18 protein-coding genes are annotated in these 18,904 nt (G+C 71.1%); 3 read left to right on the top strand and 15 right to left on the bottom strand.

Annotation, left to right across the window (positions count from 1 at the left end; translation table 11 throughout):
* Positions 1–1,914, bottom strand: coding sequence for a DNA primase (gene dnaG / locus BM362_RS14720; RefSeq protein ID WP_067586597.1), 1,914 nt, complete (start codon positions 1,912–1,914; stop codon positions 1–3).
* A 51-nt stretch (positions 1,915–1,965) separates the two neighbouring features.
* Here dnaG and BM362_RS14715 point away from each other — a divergent pair, with 51 nt between their 5' ends.
* On the top strand, positions 1,966–2,907 hold the full coding sequence (locus tag BM362_RS14715; protein ID WP_067586435.1) for a sigma-70 family RNA polymerase sigma factor: 942 nt from the start codon (positions 1,966–1,968) through the stop codon (positions 2,905–2,907).
* Positions 2,908–2,949: 42 nt separating this feature from the next.
* Here BM362_RS14715 and BM362_RS14710 read toward each other — a convergent pair whose 3' ends face one another.
* From BM362_RS14710 to BM362_RS14645, 14 genes are all read right to left on the bottom strand, one after another.
* On the bottom strand, positions 2,950–3,516 hold the full coding sequence (locus BM362_RS14710; protein WP_067586432.1) for a carboxymuconolactone decarboxylase family protein: 567 nt from the start codon (positions 3,514–3,516) through the stop codon (positions 2,950–2,952).
* Positions 3,517–3,579: 63 nt separating this feature from the next.
* A complete protein-coding gene (locus BM362_RS14705; RefSeq protein WP_244287185.1) occupies positions 3,580–5,313 on the bottom strand; it encodes a glycosyl transferase in 1,734 nt (577 codons plus the stop codon).
* A gap of 92 nt (positions 5,314–5,405) precedes the next feature.
* A complete protein-coding gene (locus BM362_RS14700) occupies positions 5,406–6,479 on the bottom strand; it encodes a serpin family protein (protein WP_093573490.1) in 1,074 nt (357 codons plus the stop codon).
* Between the two features lie 34 nt (positions 6,480–6,513).
* The gene (locus BM362_RS14695) at positions 6,514–7,812 is read right to left on the bottom strand and encodes a deoxyguanosinetriphosphate triphosphohydrolase (RefSeq protein ID WP_093573489.1); all 1,299 of its coding nucleotides are present in this window, start codon (positions 7,810–7,812) and stop codon (positions 6,514–6,516) included.
* Between the two features lie 30 nt (positions 7,813–7,842).
* A complete protein-coding gene (locus BM362_RS14690) occupies positions 7,843–8,490 on the bottom strand; it encodes a YdcF family protein (RefSeq protein ID WP_369805941.1) in 648 nt (215 codons plus the stop codon).
* Between the two features lie 212 nt (positions 8,491–8,702).
* On the bottom strand, positions 8,703–9,308 hold the full coding sequence (locus BM362_RS14685; RefSeq protein WP_067586420.1) for a response regulator transcription factor: 606 nt from the start codon (positions 9,306–9,308) through the stop codon (positions 8,703–8,705).
* Positions 9,305–10,534, bottom strand: coding sequence for a sensor histidine kinase (locus BM362_RS14680; RefSeq protein ID WP_167545314.1), 1,230 nt, complete (start codon positions 10,532–10,534; stop codon positions 9,305–9,307). The genes BM362_RS14685 and BM362_RS14680 overlap by 4 nt, the downstream gene beginning before the upstream one ends.
* Positions 10,535–10,557: 23 nt before the next feature.
* On the bottom strand, positions 10,558–11,298 hold the full coding sequence (locus BM362_RS14675) for an ABC transporter permease (RefSeq protein WP_067586415.1): 741 nt from the start codon (positions 11,296–11,298) through the stop codon (positions 10,558–10,560).
* Positions 11,295–12,224 carry an ABC transporter ATP-binding protein gene (locus BM362_RS14670; protein ID WP_167545313.1) on the bottom strand — a complete coding sequence of 310 codons (930 nt, stop codon included), beginning with the start codon at positions 12,222–12,224 and terminating at the stop codon, positions 11,295–11,297. The genes BM362_RS14675 and BM362_RS14670 overlap by 4 nt, the downstream gene beginning before the upstream one ends.
* Before the next feature lie 46 nt (positions 12,225–12,270).
* Positions 12,271–12,474 (bottom strand): His/Gly/Thr/Pro-type tRNA ligase C-terminal domain-containing protein, encoded by a 204-nt coding sequence (locus tag BM362_RS47400; RefSeq protein ID WP_167545312.1) that lies wholly within the window; start codon positions 12,472–12,474, stop codon positions 12,271–12,273.
* A 97-nt stretch (positions 12,475–12,571) separates the two neighbouring features.
* Positions 12,572–13,960, bottom strand: coding sequence for a glycine--tRNA ligase (locus BM362_RS14660; protein ID WP_093573486.1), 1,389 nt, complete (start codon positions 13,958–13,960; stop codon positions 12,572–12,574).
* 85 nt (positions 13,961–14,045) lie between these two features.
* Positions 14,046–14,705: a class F sortase gene (locus tag BM362_RS14655; protein WP_093573485.1), complete on the bottom strand. Its 660-nt coding sequence runs from the start codon at positions 14,703–14,705 to the stop codon at positions 14,046–14,048.
* Between the two features lie 186 nt (positions 14,706–14,891).
* Positions 14,892–15,530 (bottom strand): class F sortase, encoded by a 639-nt coding sequence (locus BM362_RS14650; RefSeq protein WP_067586409.1) that lies wholly within the window; start codon positions 15,528–15,530, stop codon positions 14,892–14,894.
* Positions 15,531–15,533: 3 nt separating this feature from the next.
* Complete coding sequence (locus tag BM362_RS14645; protein WP_093573484.1) at positions 15,534–16,643, bottom strand: hypothetical protein; 1,110 nt, start codon at positions 16,641–16,643, stop codon at positions 15,534–15,536.
* 917 nt (positions 16,644–17,560) lie between these two features.
* Here BM362_RS14645 and BM362_RS14640 point away from each other — a divergent pair.
* A complete protein-coding gene (locus BM362_RS14640) occupies positions 17,561–17,923 on the top strand; it encodes an ArsR/SmtB family transcription factor (RefSeq protein WP_093573830.1) in 363 nt (120 codons plus the stop codon).
* Between the two features lie 2 nt (positions 17,924–17,925).
* Entirely contained in the window at positions 17,926–18,339 is a 414-nt protein-coding gene (locus BM362_RS14635; RefSeq protein ID WP_086024912.1) for a Fur family transcriptional regulator, read from the top strand.
* Positions 18,340–18,904 lie beyond the last annotated feature (565 nt).

Here is an 18,904-nt window from a genome sequence, read left to right as displayed (position 1 = left end):
TCACTCCCACCCGCTCGCCGCCTGCTCGCGCAGCGACTTCCGGTACTGCTCCAGCGCGACCAGGTCGCCGAACAGGGCCCGGTAGTCGTCCGGGGCCTCGACCGGCGACAGCCGCTGCAGCTTCGATTTGATCTCGCCGATCTGCCTGCCGACCAGGTTCTCCTGCACGCCCGCGAGCACGCCGGAGATGTAGCGCGAGTCCACTTCTCCCAAGGCGCGCAACGGTTCCACCGCCAGTTCGCTGAGCACGCGGCGGACCGTCCCAGCCGGGCAGTGCGCCGAAGCGGCGTCCAGCAGCGCGGGCCCGGTGAGCCCGGACGCCGCCCCGCCCGCCTTCAGCACGGCCAGGTGCACCGCGACGTACACCGGATGCGTGAACGCCTCTTCCGGCAGCGAGTCGTACTCCGGACCGGCGATCGCGGGCTGCTGCAGCGCGGCCTTGAGCGCTTCGCGCTGCCCGGCGAACCTGGGGTCGTTCGGCGCGGGACGCGGCAGATCCTGCTTCTCCGGTTCGGGTGCGGGGGTTTCCCGCCGCGCCGCGCCGCGCCGCGGCTGAGGTTCGGCCGGTCCGCGCCGGGCCGCCGCTCCGGCCGCGCCGCGCACCCGGTTGACCACCTGCGCGACGTCCTGCCAGCCGACCCACCACGCGAGCTTCGACGCGTACCCGTCCCGGCTCGCCCGGTCCTTGATCGCGGCGACCATCGGCACCGTCTTCTGCAGCGCGGAGACCTGCCCGTCGACCGAATCCAGGTCGAACTGCTTCAGCATGCTCTTGATCACGAACTCGAACAGCGGCGTGCGCCGGGCCACCAGGTCGCGCACCGCGGCGTCGCCCTTCGCGATCCGCAGCTCGCACGGGTCCATCCCGTCCGGCGCGACCGCGATGTAGGTCTGCCCGGCGAACGTCTGGTCGCCCTCGAACGCCTTGAGCGCCGCCTTCTGCCCCGCCTCGTCGCCGTCGAAGGTGAAGATCACTTCGCCGCGGAAGGCGTCGTCGTCCATCATCAGCCGCCGCAGGACCTTCATGTGGTCCTCGCCGAACGCGGTGCCCGAGGACGCGACCGCCGTCGGCACGCCCGCCGCGTGCATCGCCATCACGTCGGTGTAGCCCTCGACCACCACGACCTGGTGCCGTTTCGCGATCTCCCGTTTGGCCTGGTCGAGGCCGAACATGACCTGCGACTTCTTGTAGATCTGCGTTTCGGAGGTGTTGAGGTACTTCGCCGAGATCCGGTCGTCGTCGAACAGCCGCCGCGCGCCGAAGCCGACCACGTCGTTGCCGACGTCGCGGATCGGCCACACCAGCCGCCGGTGGAACCGGTCCATCGGGCCGCGCTGGCCCTCCTTCGCCAGGCCGGACGCGATCAGCTCCTTCACCTCGAACCCGCGGTTGAGCAGGTGCTTGGTGAGCTTGTCCCAGCCGCCGGGCGCGAACCCGCAGCCGAACTGCTTGGCCGCCGCGGCGTCGAAACCGCGCTCGGACAGGAAGTCCCGCGCCGCCCGCGCCTCGTCGGTGACCAGCTGCTCGATGTAGAACTCGGCCGCCGCGCGGTGCGCTTCGATCAGCCGGGCACGGGTGCCCCGGTCGCGCTGCACCGACGCGCCGCCGCCCTCGTAGGTCAGCCGGATCCCGACCCGGTCGGCGAGCCGCTCGACCGCCTCCACGAACGACACGAGGTCGATCTTCTGAATGAACTTGATGACGTCGCCGCCCTCGCCACAGCCGAAGCAGTGGAAAGTCCCGTGAGTGGGGCGCACGTTGAACGACGGGGTCTTCTCGTTGTGGAACGGGCACAGGCCCTTCAGGCTGCCCCCGCCAGCGCGGCGCAGCGCGACGTACTCCCCCACAACCTCGTCGATCCGGTTGCGCTCACGCACCTCCGCGATATCGCTCTCCCGAATCAGTCCAGCCACGGTGACCACAATAGTTCTCCCTCCCGCCGCGCCGTGCGGCACACTCGGGACATGGGCACCACGACCGCGCTGGAGGAGTTCGCCGCCGAGTTCGACGTTCACCGGCCGCACCTGATCAGAGCGGCCTACCGGCTCACCGGCACCCGCGCGGACGCCGAAGACGCGACGCAGGAGGCCTGGCTGCGGCTGTCCGGGCTCGACGACGCGGGCCGCGCCGGGATCCGCGACCTGCGCGGCTGGCTGACCGCCGTGGTCGGCCGGATCTGCCTCGACCGGCTGCGGTCGGCGGCCGTGCAGCGCGAGAAGTACGTGGGCGAATGGCTGCCCGAGCCGATCGTCACGCCGCTCGGCGCGCCGGCGAGCGAGGATCCGCTTGAGGCCGCGGTGCGCGACGACGGGCTGCGCATGGCCGCGATGGTCGTGCTCGACCGGCTCACGCCCGAGCAGCGCGTGGCGTTCGTGCTGCACGACGCCTTCGCGGTGCCGTTCGCCGAGATCGCCGGCGTCCTGGGCTGCGGCCCGGCGGCGGCCCGCCAGCACGCCTCCCGCGGCCGCCGCGCGGTCGAGGACTCCGACCCGCCCGCCCGGCTCGACCTCGCGCGGCAGCAGCCGGTGCTGGAGAAGTTCGTGACCGCGCTGCTGGCCGGCGACATCCGCGCGGTCACCGAACTGCTGCACCCGGACGTGGTCATGATCGGCGATTCCAACGGCCGCTCGCGCACCAGCCGCCGGATGATCGCCGGGCCGGACAAGGTCGCGCGCTTCGTGCTCGGGGTGCTGGCGAAGTACGCGCCGGGCACGATGGCGAACGGGCGGCCGGTGCTCGTCAACGGCGACCTCGGCCTGTGGCTGCCGCAGCTGCCGGCGGTCGACGGGTACCTCGCGCTGGACGAGCGTGTGCAGACGTTCAGCGTGCGCGACGGGCGCATCGCCGGCGTCTACGACCAGGTCAACCCGGAGAAGCTCACCCGCATCACCCGGCCGGAGTCGTGAGTGGCGATCACGGTGAGAACCGTGATCGCCACTCACGAGGGGTTACGGGATCGGCACCCGGCAGGCGTCTCCCGAGGTGAAGCCCTGGTCGAGGATGCCGAGCGCGCTGTTCATCCGCGCCCGCGAGTTCTCCAGGCCGATCTGGTAGGTCAGCTCGACGACGCCCTTCTCGCCGAATTCGGCCGCCAGCTCGGCGATCTGCTCGTCGGTGACCGTGACGGCCGGCCCGGACATCGCGTCCGCGAGCGCGAGCGCCAGCCGCTCCTGCCGGGTGAACAGCGGCGACGTCGCGTACTCGTCGATGTGCTTGAGCCGGTCGATGTCGAGGCCGTCGTGCCGCTGCAGCATGGTGCCGAAGTCGACGCACCACGAGCAGCCGATCTGCGTGGCGACGCGGTAGACCGCGAGTTCCCGCACGTTGGCGGGCAGGTGTTTGGACGCCTTCTCCGCCATCAGCTCGTGCACCATGCTGGTCCGCAGCAGCCCGCGGTGGTGCGCCGCGACGGCCATCGGCTCCGGCACCGCGCCGTACCGCTTGCCGGCGATCCGGTAGAACAGCTTGAGCACCGGGCCGCCGTCCGCGGCTCGTTTGACCGGGATACGAGGCATGTCGGGTCCTCCTTCTGAGTGGTTCGGAGGAGGAACGGGACAGCCGCGCGAGATGTGACAGCGTCAGCGGCGTCCCGTGATCGGGCGCACATCCCAGATCCACACCCCGTCCACGAACTGCGCGGGTTTGCGCAGCAGGAGGTCGACGGTGGCGCGGTAGGCGTCGCTGTGCTCGCGCGGGATCAGCACGAGCACGCTGGCGTTCCAGTAGCGCAGGTCCTCGATCGCCTGGTCCCGGTCGGCGTCGGTGATCTCCTGCGCTTGCTTGGAGTCGCGGACCCGGTCGAACAGCGTCGAGGTCGGCCGCTGGTAGGAGCCGTAGCGACCGCGTTTGTCGTCCGGGCCCTGCGGTCCGACGAAGTAGCCCTCGGGCATCGCGTACCGCAGGCCGGCGTCCATCTGCCAGTGCAGCGGCTCCGACTCCCCCGAACTCGGCAGCGGCACGGGCACGACGGTGCCGCCGGGCGCGACGTAGGTCTGCCAGGTGCCGTCGGCGAAGAAAGCGGGCGTCGGCGGGCGTTTCTGCACGAGCAGCTGGGTCGGCGCGATCGGCAGCAGGACGGCCGCGACCGCGCCGAGCCAGATCAGCCGCACCGGCAGCTGCAGTTCGCCCTTCCTCGCGGCACGGAACACCCGATCGGTCGCGATCGCCAGCAGCGCGCCGATCGCGGGCACGCACGCCATCGCCAGCCGCGATTCCAGCAGCGATTCGAACAACGGCAGGTCCGCGAGCAGTTTCCACGGACCGGGCACGCCGGTGTTCTCGTGCAGCACGGTGATCTCGGAACCGAGCGAAAGCCACGCCATCAGGAACATCGAGATCGCCAGCGAACGGGCCACGACCTCGCGCCACAGCCACGCCGTGACCACGACCATCAGCACGATCAGCGGCCAGCCGAAGAACGCGTTCTCCTCGGTGCGGTTCAGCGACACCGCGGCCGCCGCCTCCGGCTGCCCGGACACCGACTGGGTCGCGAACCGGGTCATCGCGGCGGTGTCATTGCCGACCTGGCCGTGCTCCAGCCCGGTGTAGCTGTCCGGGCCGAAGAACTGCCACCACAACGGGAACGCGACGACCACCAGCGTCAGCACCACCGCGATGCCGCCGCCGAGCAGCACCGGCCGCACCATCGCCTTGACCTCGCGACGCCGCGAAACGCAGTAGGAGACCGCGAAGATCAGGAAACCGAGCGCGAAGATCAGCAACGGCTCTTCGCCGAGGAAGATCTGGTACGCGGTGAGCACGCCGAGCCAGATCCCGCTGCGCACCGGGCGCTTGCCCTGCGCCAGCTGGATCACCTTGAGCGCGATGAACGGCAGCAGGAACCACGCGACGAAGTTCGGATGGGCGTTGGCGTGCGAGATCATCGGCGGCGCGAAACCGGCGAACGCGCCGCCGATCGCCGCGGCCACCCGGTGCCGCACGAGGTGCCGCGACAGCACCCAGTACCAGGCCGCGGCACTGCCGGCGAGGCTGCCGGTGAGCACGATCGCCCAGGTGAGGGTCGGGCCGAAGGCGAGCGTGATCGGGGTGAGCGGGACGCCGACGCCCAGCATGGCCGTGTTGGCCATCATGTTCACGCCGAGCGGGTAGTTCTGCAGGCCGCTGGTGAGCGGGTTTTCCAGGTGCTGCACCGATTTCGCGGTGACCGCGAAGAACCATTCCCACAGGTTCTGGTCCGACGCGCTGTTCCACAGGTAGCCCTGGCCGAGGTCGGCCCACAAGCCGCCGAACAGGAGCACGGAGAACGCCAGGTACGCGCCGATGATCCCGGCGTCCGCCCAAGACCGGCGCATCCGCGGTTCGGCGGCGGCGACCGCGATCGCGCCGGGTTCGCGAGGCGGTGCTTCGGGTTTCGCTTCGGGGTTTGCTTCGGGCCGGAACACGCTCACGCGGGGCGCACCACCCGGGCGAAGAAGTACACCGCGCCGGTTTCGGCGTGGCGCACCAGCAGCAGGAACGGCCGGTCGACCCGGACCTTGAGCGGCTCGCCGGAGATGAGCGACATCGTGCGCATCTGGACCGCGGTGGCGGCCGCGCCTTCGAGGCCCTGTTCGTCCAGCCGGAGCACAGCCTGGTGCAGGATGCTGTCCACCCACAGCGGACGGTCCGGCGTGAGACCGGTCAGATCCGCGGCGTCGGTGAACAGCTCGCGCACGCCGAGACCCTGCAACGCCCGTTCGAGATCAGCACGCACATCGAGAGAGATCTTGGGCAGTGACAGCTGGATCTTGCGCTGCTTCGGGCTTTCCACGAGCGCGCGCAGCGACTGTCCGTCGAGCGCGGATTCGGCGCTCTCAAGGTCGCCGTCCGGGAGCAGGATCACCGTCTCGACGCCGCCCTCGGCCGCCAGCCGGACGACCTGCCAGCCGTTTTCGTGCGCGTAGCCGACGGATTCGTCCAGGTGCATCGTCGGCACCGGGCGCACGCCGTCGGGCGTGTGGAAGTCCGCGTCCGCGGTGGCCCCCTCGGGGAACGGGTGCCGCCAGGCGGTCTTCAGGTAGAGCGCGTTGACCAGGCTGGCGCGCGTGTATGAATGGATCGCGCCCTCGGGCAGCAGCTCCGGAATCAGCCCGTGAGTGGTCTGGTCCACATCCGCGTTGATCCGCAGGCGAGCGCCCTCGGGGTCGGTCTCGAACGGCGCGGTCTCGGCTTTGCCGCCGGGCCAGCGCACGAGTTCGGCTTGGAAGCTGTCCTCGACGGTGATCCGGTCCGCGGCCCAGAGCGTGTTCGCGACGGCCAGCTGGACGTCGTCGCCCAGCTCAGCCGCGGCGCGCAGCAGCCCGCCCTGGTCGTCGCCCAGTACCGCGCCGAGTTCGTCCGCGGTGCGGCCGCGAGCGGCCAGACGGGCGAGGCCGAGCGCGCTCGCCGCCGAGTACGGCGAGAGACACGCGTCGCTTCCGGGAGGCGCGGTCGCACCGTGCAGCGCCAGGGTGAAAGTGAGGTGGCTGTCCAGGGCCATGCGGCGACCGTACCGGAACGGGTGGTTCCGCGGCTCACAGTTCGGCAGGCGGCGCCGTTCCGTGCCGTCCGGTGTGCCATCGATGCCATTCGTACGCCTGCGCGTCAGTGAGCGATGCCACCTGGTCCACTACGACCCGCAACCGCGCCGCATCATCCGCTGCCACGTTCCACGCGGGCACCAGCAGCGGATCCAGTGCCTCGGGCGCTCGCCGGCACAGTGCCGCCACCAGCTCGGTGATCGCCTCCCGCTGCCCGTCCTGCATCGCCAGCCGACGGCGATCGCTCATCACGTACCGCAGCGCCAGCGCCTTGAGCAGCGCCACCTCCGCTCCGACCTGCTCCGGCACTGCCAGCCGCGCCGCGTACCGGGTGAGCGGGCCCTCGCCGTAGCCCGCGCGAGTGCCGGTCACCGCGGCCGACGCGAACCGGCCGACGAGTTCGCTGGTGAGCCGCTTCAGCGCGACCTGGGCGCGCAGCGAACCGTCCGGCTCCGCGCGCACCAGCTCGGCGACCACCGGCAGGTCGAGCAGCTCTTTCGCCGCACCCTCCAAAGTGGACACCGACAGCGTGGAGAAATGCCGGGCCGCGGCCTCGGCGACCGCCGCGCGTTCCTCCGGGTCGGCCAGCAGCCGCAACCGGATCCGCCCGGCCAGCACCCCGTCCTCGACGTCGTGCACCGAGTACGCCACGTCATCCGACCAGTCCATGATCTGCGCTTCCAGGCACCGGCGCAGGCCCGGCGCGCCCTCGCGGACCCAGCCGAACACGGGGGTGTCGTCCGGGTACACGCCGTATTTCGGCTCTCCCGACCGGCGCGGCCACGGATATTTCGTGGTGGCGTCGAGACACGCCCGGGTGAGGTTGAGCCCCGCCGTCGCGCCGTCCGGGCCGACCGCCTTGGGCTCCAGCCGCGTGAGGATGCGCAGCGTCTGCGCGTTGCCCTCGAAGCCGCCGCATGCCTGGGCCGCCTGGTCGAGCGCGCGTTCGCCGTTGTGGCCGAACGGCGGATGCCCGATGTCGTGCGCCAGCCCCGCGGTGTCGACCAGGTCCGGATCCGCGCCCAGCTCCTCGGCGATGCCGCGACCGATCTGCGCGACCTCCAGCGAATGCGTGAGCCGGGTCCGCGGCGCGCCGCTGACCTCCGCGCCCTCGCCCGGCCCGACCACCTGCGTTTTGCCCGCCAGCCTGCGCAGCGCGGCGGAATGCAGCACCCGCGCGCGGTCGCGGGCGAACGCGCTGCGCCCGTCCGGCCGCGCACCGGCCAGCGCCGCGCCCTTGGGTTCCTCGGCCAGCACGCGGGCGCGGTCGTGCTCGCGGTAGCCGTCACTCACCCCGTCAGCTTAGGCGCGGGGACCGGCAATTCAGCCCATCGTCGTGCCGAACAGGTCGTCCGCGGGCGACTTGGTCAGCTCGTAGAACAACAGCGCGCCGGTTTCGCGGAAGATGTAGCGGACCTGCGTCGAGCGCTCCTGCACGATCGGCCCGCTGTGCGTCGGCGCGGTCCACGCCTCCAGCCCGAGGTCCTCGGACATCGTCCGCGACCGGTAGGAATGCCACGGATCGCTGACCAGCACCACCGACCGCCACCCGCGCGCCTTCACCTGATCGGCGACCGCGCGGAGGCTGCGCAGGGTGTCGTTGCCCTCGCCGACCGGCAGCGTCGCGGCTTCGGGCACCCCGTGCCTGGTCAGCCAGCGCGCCCCCGCGGTCGCCTCGGTGTAGTTGTCGCGGGTTTTCTTGCCGCCGGCCGTGATGACGGTCTTCGACACGCCGTCGGCGTAGAGCTGCCGCGCCTTCTCCAGCCGGGCGGTGAAGATCTCCGAGGGCTTGCCGTTGTACTGAGCGGCGCCCAGCACGACGATCGCGTCGGCAGGCGTCCGGTCGTTCTCGCGCGCGACCTGCCACACGCGGAACGCGGTGCCCCCGACGACCGCGACGAGGGCCAGCACCACACCGAAAACGATGCGGCGCACCCAGTTTCCCGCCGTAGGACCTGTCCGCGCCTCCATGGCGGCCATCCTCGCAGAGCCGCTGTCCGGTGCCGGAAAGACACCCCGATGCCACCCAGGGCAGGCCGCCGGCACTCACCCCGGTGTCGATGGGCGCGACCGGTGCAGGAGTACGTGGGCGGACAAAGCCACGCAGGCAGGCCGGTGCTGCGCATCACCGTAGTGAGGCCGCACACAACAGCTACCGAGAACCTTCGGCGCGAAGTCCAGCGCTAAAGCCAGCCCCGCTCCTCCGACAACCGCACCGCCTCCGCGCGCGTGCGCGCACCCGTCTTCCCGATCGCCGACGACAGGTGGTTCCGCACAGTTCCGTCGGACAGGAAAAGAGACTTCGCGATATCCGCGACCGTACTGCCGTCCTTGGCCGCGCTGAGCACGTCGCGTTCCCGGGCGGTCAGCGGACTGGTGCCCGTCGCGAGCGACTCCGCGGCCAGCGCCGGATCCACCACCCGAAGTCCACTGTGGACTCGGCGCACCGCCTCCACGAGTTGTTCCGGCGGCGCGTCCTTCACCACGAACCCGGCCGCGCCCGCGGCCATGGCCCTGGCCAGGTAACCAGGGCGGCCGAAGGTCGTGCAGATGATCACCCGGCACGCCGGAAGCGCGGTTTTCAGCTCGGCCGCCGCGGTGAGCCCGTCCATGCCGGGCATCTGCACGTCGAGCAGCGCGACGTCCGGCGCCGCTTCCTTCGCCGCGGCCACCACCTCGTCGCCGGTGCCGACCTGGGCCACCACTTCGATGTCGGCTTCCAGGCCGAGCACGGTGGCCAGCGCTCCGCGCACCATCGCCTGGTCGTCGGCCAGCAGCACCCGGATCACGCCAGTCCTCCAGCGGGTTCGGCCCGCACCGCGACGGCGGATCCGTCCGGGCTCGGCTCCGGGACCTTGGCCCGGACGACCCATCCTCCCCCGGGCCGCGCCCGCGCCGTCACCGTGCCCCCGATCGCGGCCAAGCGTTCGGACAGTCCGCGCAACCCGTTGCCCGGGACGGCGTCGCCTGTGGCACGGCCGTTGTCCTCGACCTCCAGCCAGTCGCGCCCCAGCCGCACTTTCACCTGTTTCGCGCCGGAATGCCGCAACACGTTGGTGATCGCCTCGCGCAGCACGTAGCCGAACGTGCTCTGCAACTCAGCCCGGACGTTGTCCACGGCGTGCGGCAGGTCGGCGTCGACCTCCGCCGCGCGCAACGCGGCCCTCGCCCCGGCGATTTCCGCGGGCAGCGACACCTCGCGATACTCCGACACCGTCGCCCGCACGTCCGACAGCGCCGAACGCGTGAGCCCCTCGACCTCGCGGATCTCCCGCACCGCCCGGTCGATGTCGCCGGAGCTTTCCAGCACCCGCCGCGCCAACCCGGCTTTGACGGTGATCGTGGTGAGGCTGTGCCCGAGCAGATCGTGCAGATCGCGGGCGACCCGCTCGCGTTCGCTGGCGACCGCGAGCGTCCCGATCTCCTGGTTCGCCAGCTCCAGCCTGCGGATCACCCGGATCAGATTGGACATGAAGAACATCGCCGACGTGACCGAGGCGACCGTGATCACGTCCGCGAGGTGCTCCGGCAGATCCCCCCGCAGGTGCAGGGCCAGCACCAGCAGGCCCAGCGCCGTCCCGTTGAAGATCAACGACCAGGCGGCCGGGAACAGGAAGGCCAGCGTGGCGGTGGCGTAGAGCAGAACGTACGGGTTGGCGTCGGTGATCAGCGCGCACAGCAAGCCCAGCACCAACATGCCGCCGCCGAACCAGAGCTTCACGCGCCGGGACTTGCCGAAGACCGCGGGGAACACCGCGTAACAGGCGCTGTAGGCGTAGATCAGCACGCCGAGGAAGATCCGGAGCCACAGCGGACCGGGGTCCACGACGAGGCCGCGGGTCGCCGGGATCAGGAACGGCAGCAGGAACGCCGCGGAGAAGAGCGGCCAGCCGATCTTGTGCGGACCGCGTCCCGGGCGCGCCGGCGGATCGTCCCACCAGGACGTCCGGTCTTTGAGCCCGAACCGGTGCTCCGGGAACTCGCCGGTCGTCGCCTCACGGCCGAGTGGCCACACGTCGCTCTTCCTTCCCCGCCCGGTCAAACCCGGGCGCTGTCCTTACGGTATCGCCTGACCACGACAATCCCGAGCACGAGCGTCCACGCGCCCAGCACGCCGATCGCGGTCGGCAGGCTCACCAGCAGCTGATTCGTCACGACCGGCCGGACCAGCCCGAGAACCCAGTAGGTCGGCATGATCTGCGCGACGTCGTGCATCCAGGACGGCATGCCCTCCAGCGGGATCCAGAGCCCGCCGAGGAAACCGATGCCGAGGGTGACGATCATGCTGATCGGCTGCATCGACTCCGGCGTGCCGAACTGGCCCAGCAGCAGTCCGAGCAGCACCAGCGGAATGGTGCCGAGGAAAATGCCGAGGAAGACCCGCAGCCAGCCCGCCGGGTCGAGGTGCACGCCCTGGGAGAAGGCGGCGATGGCCGGCACCAGGATCAGCGCGGGCAGCCCGGCGAGCATCCCGGACAGCGCTTTGCCGCCGAGGTAGCCCGCGCCGGACAGCGGGGTCAGCCGCAGCTGCCGCTGCCAGCCGCCCGCCCGTTCGATCGCCAGCCGGGCGCCGTTCGTGGTGGCCGCGGCGAAGGTGCCGAACGTCATCATGTTGACCATGACCACGCCCGCGACCGCGACGTGGTCCGCCGCGGACTGGTCGGTGAACACCGTGGCCTGCAACAGGAACATGAGCACGGGGAAGGCCACGACGAAGATCAGGAACCGCGGCGAACGGAACAGCCTGCGGGTTTCGACGAGGAGGTAGGCGGGGTTCATCGGACTGCTTCTTCCGTTTCGCCGGAGGTCAGGGAAAGGAACGCGCCTTCGAGGCCGACCGCGCCGATCTCGATGTCGCGCACGGCCGGGACGGCGGCGAGCAGCGCGCGCAAGGTGGTGTCGGAGTCGGAACTGGACAATGCGACGCGTTCGCCGCGCAGTGCGAAGGAGGTGACCGCGGGCAGTGCCGAGACCAGCTGGTCGCTGACCCCGGCCGGCAGCACCGCGCGGATCGTGCGCCCGCCGGCGAGGGCGCGGACCTCCGCGACGGACCCGTCGGCGACGATCTCCCCCGCCCGCATCAGCACGACCCGGTCGGCGAATTCCTCGGCCTCTTCCAGGTAATGCGTCGCGAACAGCACGGTGCGGCCGGTGTCGGTGAACGAGTACATCGACTTCCAGAACTCGCGCCTGCTGCCGACGTCCATCGCCGCGGTCGGCTCGTCGAGCACGAGCAGATCGGGATCCGACACCAGCGCGACCGCGAACCGCACACGTTGTTTCTGGCCGCCGGAAAGCTTGTTGGCCCGCCGGTCGGCGATGTCCTCGACCCCGGCGGCACGCAACGCCTCCCGCACCGGCATCGGACGGCGGTGGAGTTTCGCGACGAGACCGACGGTTTCGCGCACGGTCAGGTCATCCAGCAGCGTGCCGCCCTGCAGCATCGCGCCGATCATCCCCGCGCGCACCGCGTCGGCGGGTGTCTGGCCGAACACCGAAACGGTGCCCTCGTCGGGTGTGGTGAGCCCCAGAATCATGTCGACGGTGGTCGATTTGCCCGCCCCGTTGGGTCCGAGCAGCGCCACCACTTCCCCCGGCGCGATGGTCAGGTCGACGTGGCTGACCGCACGCACATCCCCGTAGCGCTTGGCGATCCCGCCCAGCCGGATCGCCGCCCCCGCCGCGATTTCCTGTGTGTTGTCCATGGCTTGAAGCCTGCCGCGCGCCTGCGGCCGGTGCGCAGGCCGAGCGTCACGACCCGACCGTGACAGGTGTCAGGGGTGCCGGGGACGAAACGCCGGACGGCCCTGCCCCGCAGCCGAGCAGACGACCAGCCAGATACGACTCGACCTGATCGATCGAGATGCGCTCCTGCTTCATGCTGTCGCGCTCGCGGATCGTCACCGCGTTGTCCTCAAGCGTGTCGAAGTCGTGCTTGCGCAGCCGCGCGCCCACGCACCTTCGACGACAGGTCGGCACCGCGCGACAAACGCCGGACGGCCCTGCCCCGGCAAGCGCGGGGAAGGGCCGTCCGGAACGGAGTACGCGGCGGTCAGCAGCCGAGCAGACGACCAGCCAGATACGACTCGACCTGATCGATCGAGATGCGCTCCTGCTTCATGCTGTCGCGCTCGCGGATCGTCACCGCGTTGTCCTCAAGCGTGTCGAAGTCGACCGTGACGCAGAACGGCGTGCCGATCTCGTCCTGGCGACGGTAGCGGCGGCCGATCGCCTGGGCGTCGTCGAAGTCGACGTTCCAGTGCTTGCGCAGCCGCGCGGCCAGGTCGCGCGCCTTCGGCGACAGGTCGGCGTTGCGCGACAGCGGCAGCACCGCGGCCTTGAACGGCGCGAGCCGCGGGTCGAGGTGCAGCACGGTGCGCTTGTCGGTGCCGCCCTTGGCGTTCGGCACCTCTTCCTCGTCGTACGCGTCGACCAGGAACGCCATCATCGAACGGCCCACGCCCGCGGCAGGCTCGATCACGAACGGCCGGTAGCGCTGGCCCGAGGCCTGGTCGAAGAACGACAGGTCCACGCCCGAGTGGTTCGAGTGCGTGGTCAGGTCGAAGTCGGTGCGGTTGGCGATGCCCTCCAGCTCGCCCCACTCCTGCCCGGCGTTGAACGCGAACCGGTACTCGATGTCGACGGTGCGCTTCGCGTAGTGCGAGAGCTTTTCCTTCGGGTGCTCGAAGTGGCGCAGGTTCTCGGGCTTGATGCCGAGGTCGGTGTACCAGTCGGTGCGCGCGTCGATCCAGTACTGGTGCCACTGCTCGTCGTCGCCCGGCTCGACGAAGAACTCCATCTCCATCTGCTCGAACTCGCGCGTGCGGAAGATGAAGTTGCCCGGCGTGATCTCGTTGCGGAAGGACTTGCCGATCTGGCCGATGCCGAACGGCGGCTTCTTGCGCGAGGCCTTCTGCACGTTGAGGAAGTTGACGAAGATGCCCTGCGCGGTCTCCGGGCGGAGGTAGGCCAGGCCTTCCTCGGACTCGACCGGGCCGAGGTGCGTCTTCAGCATCATGTTGAAGTCGCGCGGCTCGGTGTACTTGCCGCGGGTGCCGCAGTTCGGGCACGGCACCTCGGACAGGTCGTCCTCGGTGGTCGTCTTGCCGGTGCGCGCCTCGAAGTCCTCGGCGAGCTGGTCGGCCCGGAACCGCTTGTGGCACGAAAGGCACTCGATCAGCGGGTCGGTGAACACGTTCACGTGGCCCGAGGCGACCCAGACCTGGCGCGGCAGGATCACCGAGGAGTCGATGCCGACCACGTCCTCGCGGCTCTGCACGACGGTCTTCCACCACTGGCGCTTGATGTTGTCCTTCAGCTCAACGCCGAGCGGCCCGTAGTCCCACGCCGACCTGGTGCCGCCGTAGATGTCTCCCGACGGGAAGACGAAGCCACGGTGCTTGCACAGACTGACGACGGTTTCGATTTTGTTGGCGGGCACTCCACGCTCCGGACGCATGCGGGGACAGTTATCGGAAGGTCCAGCGTATCCGGCCGGTCCCCGGGGCCTCCGCGCAGGTCGGAGGTCACGAACGGGTGACCGGAGAGGCCGTCACGACCCGGTTGTCGTCGTAGCCCTCCTGGCCGCCCACGTAGTCGCCGCCGCACGTGACGAGCACGAGCCGGTGCGGCCCGTCGGGGTCGAAGAGCTTCGCGGATTCGGCCGCCAGATCCGACTTGTGGATCGTGCGCACCTCGTCGATCTTGTACTCCCACTGCTTGCCCGCGGTGTCGGTGACGGTGACGACCTGGCCCGCCTTCATCTTCCAGAGCTGCTGGAACGGCCCGGACTCGCCCGCCCAGTTGACGTGCCCGGACAGCAGCGTGACGCCTTGCGCGGCCCCGAGGCCGGATCCCCACCAGGCCGCTTCGGCGAGGCTCTTCGGGATCGGCAGCGCGCCGTCCTCGCCGACCTCCTCGGCGATCAGCTTCGCCTGCCCGCCGCTGGGCAGCTTGACGGTGCCGGGGGTCTGTCCGGGGTCCGGCTGGGTGTTCCCGGCTCGGCTGCTTCCGGCCTGGCCGGCGCCGACCTGCGCGGTGCCGGTCTGCTGCTGCGGCTGCGCCGAATTGTCGTTGCCGGTGAAGAAGATCAGCACGGCGGCGATGACCGCTGCCACTGCGACGACGGCGGCTACGACGATCACTGCGCCGCGTTTGCGTGCCGGTTGTGCCTGTGTCCCCTGCATCGTGCTCCCCTGGTCTGGAGGTTTCTCTGGGGAGACATGCGGTGGGGCGCCGAAGGGGTTGCACGGATTTTCGCCGGAGCGGCGGGAGCCTTCGCGACCTCGGTGGCCGCGGGCGGTTTCGGAGGAGGGGACCCGCCACGCGGCGCGGTCGCGGCCGGCCGGTCCCGCTCTCCCGGTCTGGTTGGTTCAGTCCGGCCGGGAGACCAGGTCCGCCGTGACGATCCGGTTCTCGTCGTAGCCCTCGGTGCCGCCGACGTAGTCGCCGCCGCAGGTGACCAGGACCAGGCGGTGCGGGCCGGTCTGGGCGAACCAGCCGGGGGCCTGTGCGGGCAGCTGTTCCTTCGGGATCGTGGCCGCGCCGGTGACGCGGTAGAGCCAGCGGCCGCCGGACGCGTCGACGATGCTGACGTTGTCACCGGTGCGGACGCGCCACAGGTCGTCGAAGGGACCCTTCGTGCCGGCCCAGTTGACGTGCCCGGACAGCACCGCCGCGCCCTGCTTCGCGCCGAGGCGGGCACCCCACCACGCGGCGTCGCTGAGTCCGCGCGGGATCGGCAGGATGCCTTTCTGGGTGATCTCGGTGCGCTTCAGCCGGGCCTCGGAGCCGTCGGGCAGGCGGATGCTGCCGGGGCGTTGCAGTCCGATCGCCTGGCCGTCCGAGGGCAGTTCGGCGGGCGCGCCGTCCTCGCCCGGCAGCGAGCCGGGCGGCGGATCGGCGACGGCGACCGGGACCGGGGCGGGCACCCAGGTCAGGACGATCACGCCGGCCGCGATCGCCAGCACGGCGACCACCGCCGACGCGACCGTCAGCACGGTGCGCGGCACGGCCTATTCGCCGCGGGAGCGGACGACCCGCGCCGCGCGGCGACGGCCGAGCACGATCGCGACGGCGCCGAAGAGCAGCCCGCCGCCGAGCAGGCCGAAGCCGAGAGGCAGGCGCAGGTCGTCGGACGGCGCGGCGGCCTGAGCGCCGAGGTAGCCTGCCGGGACCTCGGTGGGCACCGACGGCTGCTGCACCGTGCCCCCGCTGCCCGAACCGTTGCCGGCCGCGGCGACGAAGTTCTTCGGGATCGAGCAGCTGACGCCGCCGAGCACCATGGTGGTCTGCACGTCGCTCAGCTTGGTGTCCTCGGCGTCGCGCGCGTGCGTGGTGATCTCGACGCGCCAGCCCGCCTGCGCGGTGACGTCGCCGGAGCGCCAACCGTCCTGCTTGATCAGCTGGTCGAAGGCGGAAACCCGGGACACGACGAGGTCGGAGGTGGTCTTGCCGGGATCGCTCTGCGGCACCGGGGTGGGCGAGTTCATCTTGAGGCCGGTCACGCTGAGCGTCCCGCTGGCGGGCATCGCGACCTGCTTCAGCGCGTCGTCCTCGCCGCGCACCCAGACGCGGGCGGCCGTGGTGGTGCTGGAGACCTTGCCTGGGCCGGAGCAGTCGACCGCGCTGTGCGCGCCCTCGAGAACCAGCACCGTGTTGTCGACCGGCGCGGGCTTGCCGCGGCCGTTGTCGCGCAGCGCGTAGTTCGTCTCCGCCACCGCGGTGGGCACGTGCGTGGTCTGCAGCGCGGCGACGACCTTGTGGTCGCGGCTCGCGATGCCCTGCGGGTACGGGCTGGCCGACGGCTTGTCGTACTTGCCGAGGTCGATCTCGTAGTTCGGGCCGAAGGTGTTGCGCTCGCCGTCGTTCTTCGGCACCGCCACGCGGTCCGTGCCGAGCTGCGACTGGCCGGGGGTGAGCGGGGACCGCTGCGTTTCGGTGATCAGCGCGCCGCCGTGCTGCGGGTCGCCGCCGAGCCGCACGGACGCCACGTTGGCGAACGACACCGGACCGGTCTTCTCGTCGACCGCCTGCCCGGCCTGGGTCTGCGCCGCGGCGGCCGGGGCCAGCGCCGGCAGTGCCACCAGGGCCGCCACCGCGGCCTTCGTCACGAAACGAGTCATGTCTCCCCACTGCCCTTCGGCAACCCCGAGCGATCCGCCACTGTACGAGACGCGACGAATCGCCCCCAGGACAACCTTGCACCGTCCGCGACGACTTGCGAGGCCGACAAGCCACATCTTCACGAACTCACCCGATCGGGTCAATCCGGATCGCCGGTCCCCCGGGCCCCGGCGATCACCGCGCCCGGGGAAGGGAACACTACGATGGCGGCGAAGGTTATCGGCAATGACATCCGGCTTCGGAAACGCCATCCCCTGGTCGGTGCTGGCCTGGGACGCGGCGAGACGGAGCGGACGGCGGGACGCGAGTGGAGGCAGCGATGAGGTCGGCACCTTCGAGCGCCCTGTCCGAGGCTTGGGGGGCCGGGTCTCCGGGTTCGGCGGGCACGGTCGCGGCGGGTCCGGGTTCGGCGGGTCCGGATTCGACAGGCCCGGATTCGACAGGCCCGAGTTCAGCAGGCCCGGATTCGACAGGCCCGGATTCGACAGGCCCGAGTTCAGCAGGCCCGGCCGCGGCGGGCCCGGCCGCGGCGACCTCGGCGGCGGCCGTGAACCCCTCCGGCCCGGCAGAAGCGACTGTCGCGTGCTCAGCCGCCCCAGTCTCGGCGGCAACCGGCGGCGAGGCGCCCGCGTACCACGCGGCCACGGACGAGACGACCGCCGCGGGTCCGGCAGCTCAGCACTCCGCAACGACCGACGCATTCGCAGAACACACCGGCCCGGCTGCGGCCAGCTCGGGCGCCCCGGGACCGGCAACGACCAGGAACGCCGAGGCCTCAGTGAACAACGCTGCCGCGGACCGGACCGGGGCAGCCAGTCCGGCCGCTCCGGGTCCGGCCGCAACCGAGAAAGCCGAGACTTCCGCGGAGCGCGCTTCCGCTGTCTCGGACGAGGCAGCCGCCGACGGGCAGGCAGAACTGCCCGCGGACCCGCCGCATCCCGTCGACGCGGGCGGCACGGGCGAGCGGTCCGCCGGTTCCGGACCTGCGGTCATGCCTCCCGGAGTGCTGGCCGACGCCGGCGAACTGCTCCGGGCGCTCGCCGCGCCGGTGCGGATCGCTATCGTGCTGCAGTTGCGGGAGGCGGACCGGTGCGTCCACGAGCTGGTGGACGAACTCGACGTCGCCCAGCCGTTGATCAGCCAGCACCTCCGCGTTCTCAAGACCGCGGGCGTGGTCCAGGGCGAGCGGCGCGGCCGCGAGGTCGTCTACCGGCTGGTGGACGACCACTTGGCGCACATCGTCGTCGACGCGGTCGCCCACGTGCAGGAAGGGAAGTGACGATGTCCTCGGTCCCCAAACCGGCCCCGGTGCCCGGCCGGCGCTCGACGAAGCAGCGCGCGGCGGTGGTCGACCTGCTCAGCACTGTCGACGACTTCCGCTCGGCCCAGGAACTCCACGACGAACTCCGCAAACGCGGCGACGGCATCGGCCTGACCACCGTCTACCGGACGCTGCAGTCGCTCTCCGAGGCGGGCGAGATCGACGTCTTGCGCACCGACTCCGGCGAGGCGATCTACCGCCGGTGCTCGTCGCACCACCACCATCACCTCGTGTGCCGCGTGTGCGGGCGCACGGTGGAGGTCGAGGGTCCCGCGGTGGAACGCTGGGCGGAAAAAATCGCCGCGGACCACGGGTTCACCGACATCAGCCACACCGTGGAGATCACCGGCACCTGCGCCGAGCACGCGAGCTGATCCTCGGCCGCGTCACGGCTCGCGCTGGCGTCACGGCCCGCGCTCGCGTCGTCGCCGCGCCGCGGTTGGCCTGGGGGCTCCGGCTCGCCGAGCAAGCCGGCTGCCGGGCCCTGCGGCGGCGGGCTGGAGACGCGCCGGGGCGCTGACCGGATGCCGAGCCTCGCGGCGGGCTGTAGCGCAAGGGGCCGGAATGCTCCGGGCACTTGAGCGAACTGGCTTCGGCTCAGCCGGGCTGCAGTCCTAAGCCGGGCCCGCGTCAGCGAGGACCTGCTCCAGGGGCGGCTGGAGAGTTCAGGCTCGTCCGGCACGGGAGTCGGCTCGGTCTCCAGGCGGCGGAACCGGTCCGGGCTGGGCGGAGACGCGGGTTCGGCGAGGGTTCGGAGCAGGCTTTCGGCAAACGGAGCCGCTGCGAGACCGTCGGGCCGCTGGGTTTCGCAACTCTGAGCGATTCGGGCCGATCGCGATGTGGGTCCGTTCGGGGCAGTCTCAAGCGGCGGGCTTGAGCGAGCACGCGAAGCAGGACGCTCCGGGATCGGTCGAAGAAACTCAGGTGCACCGGGCCGGG

The organism is Amycolatopsis rubida, assembly GCF_900115345.1.
GTDB lineage: Bacteria > Actinomycetota > Actinomycetes > Mycobacteriales > Pseudonocardiaceae > Amycolatopsis > Amycolatopsis rubida.
This window is presented reverse-complemented; position numbering and strand designations above follow the sequence as displayed.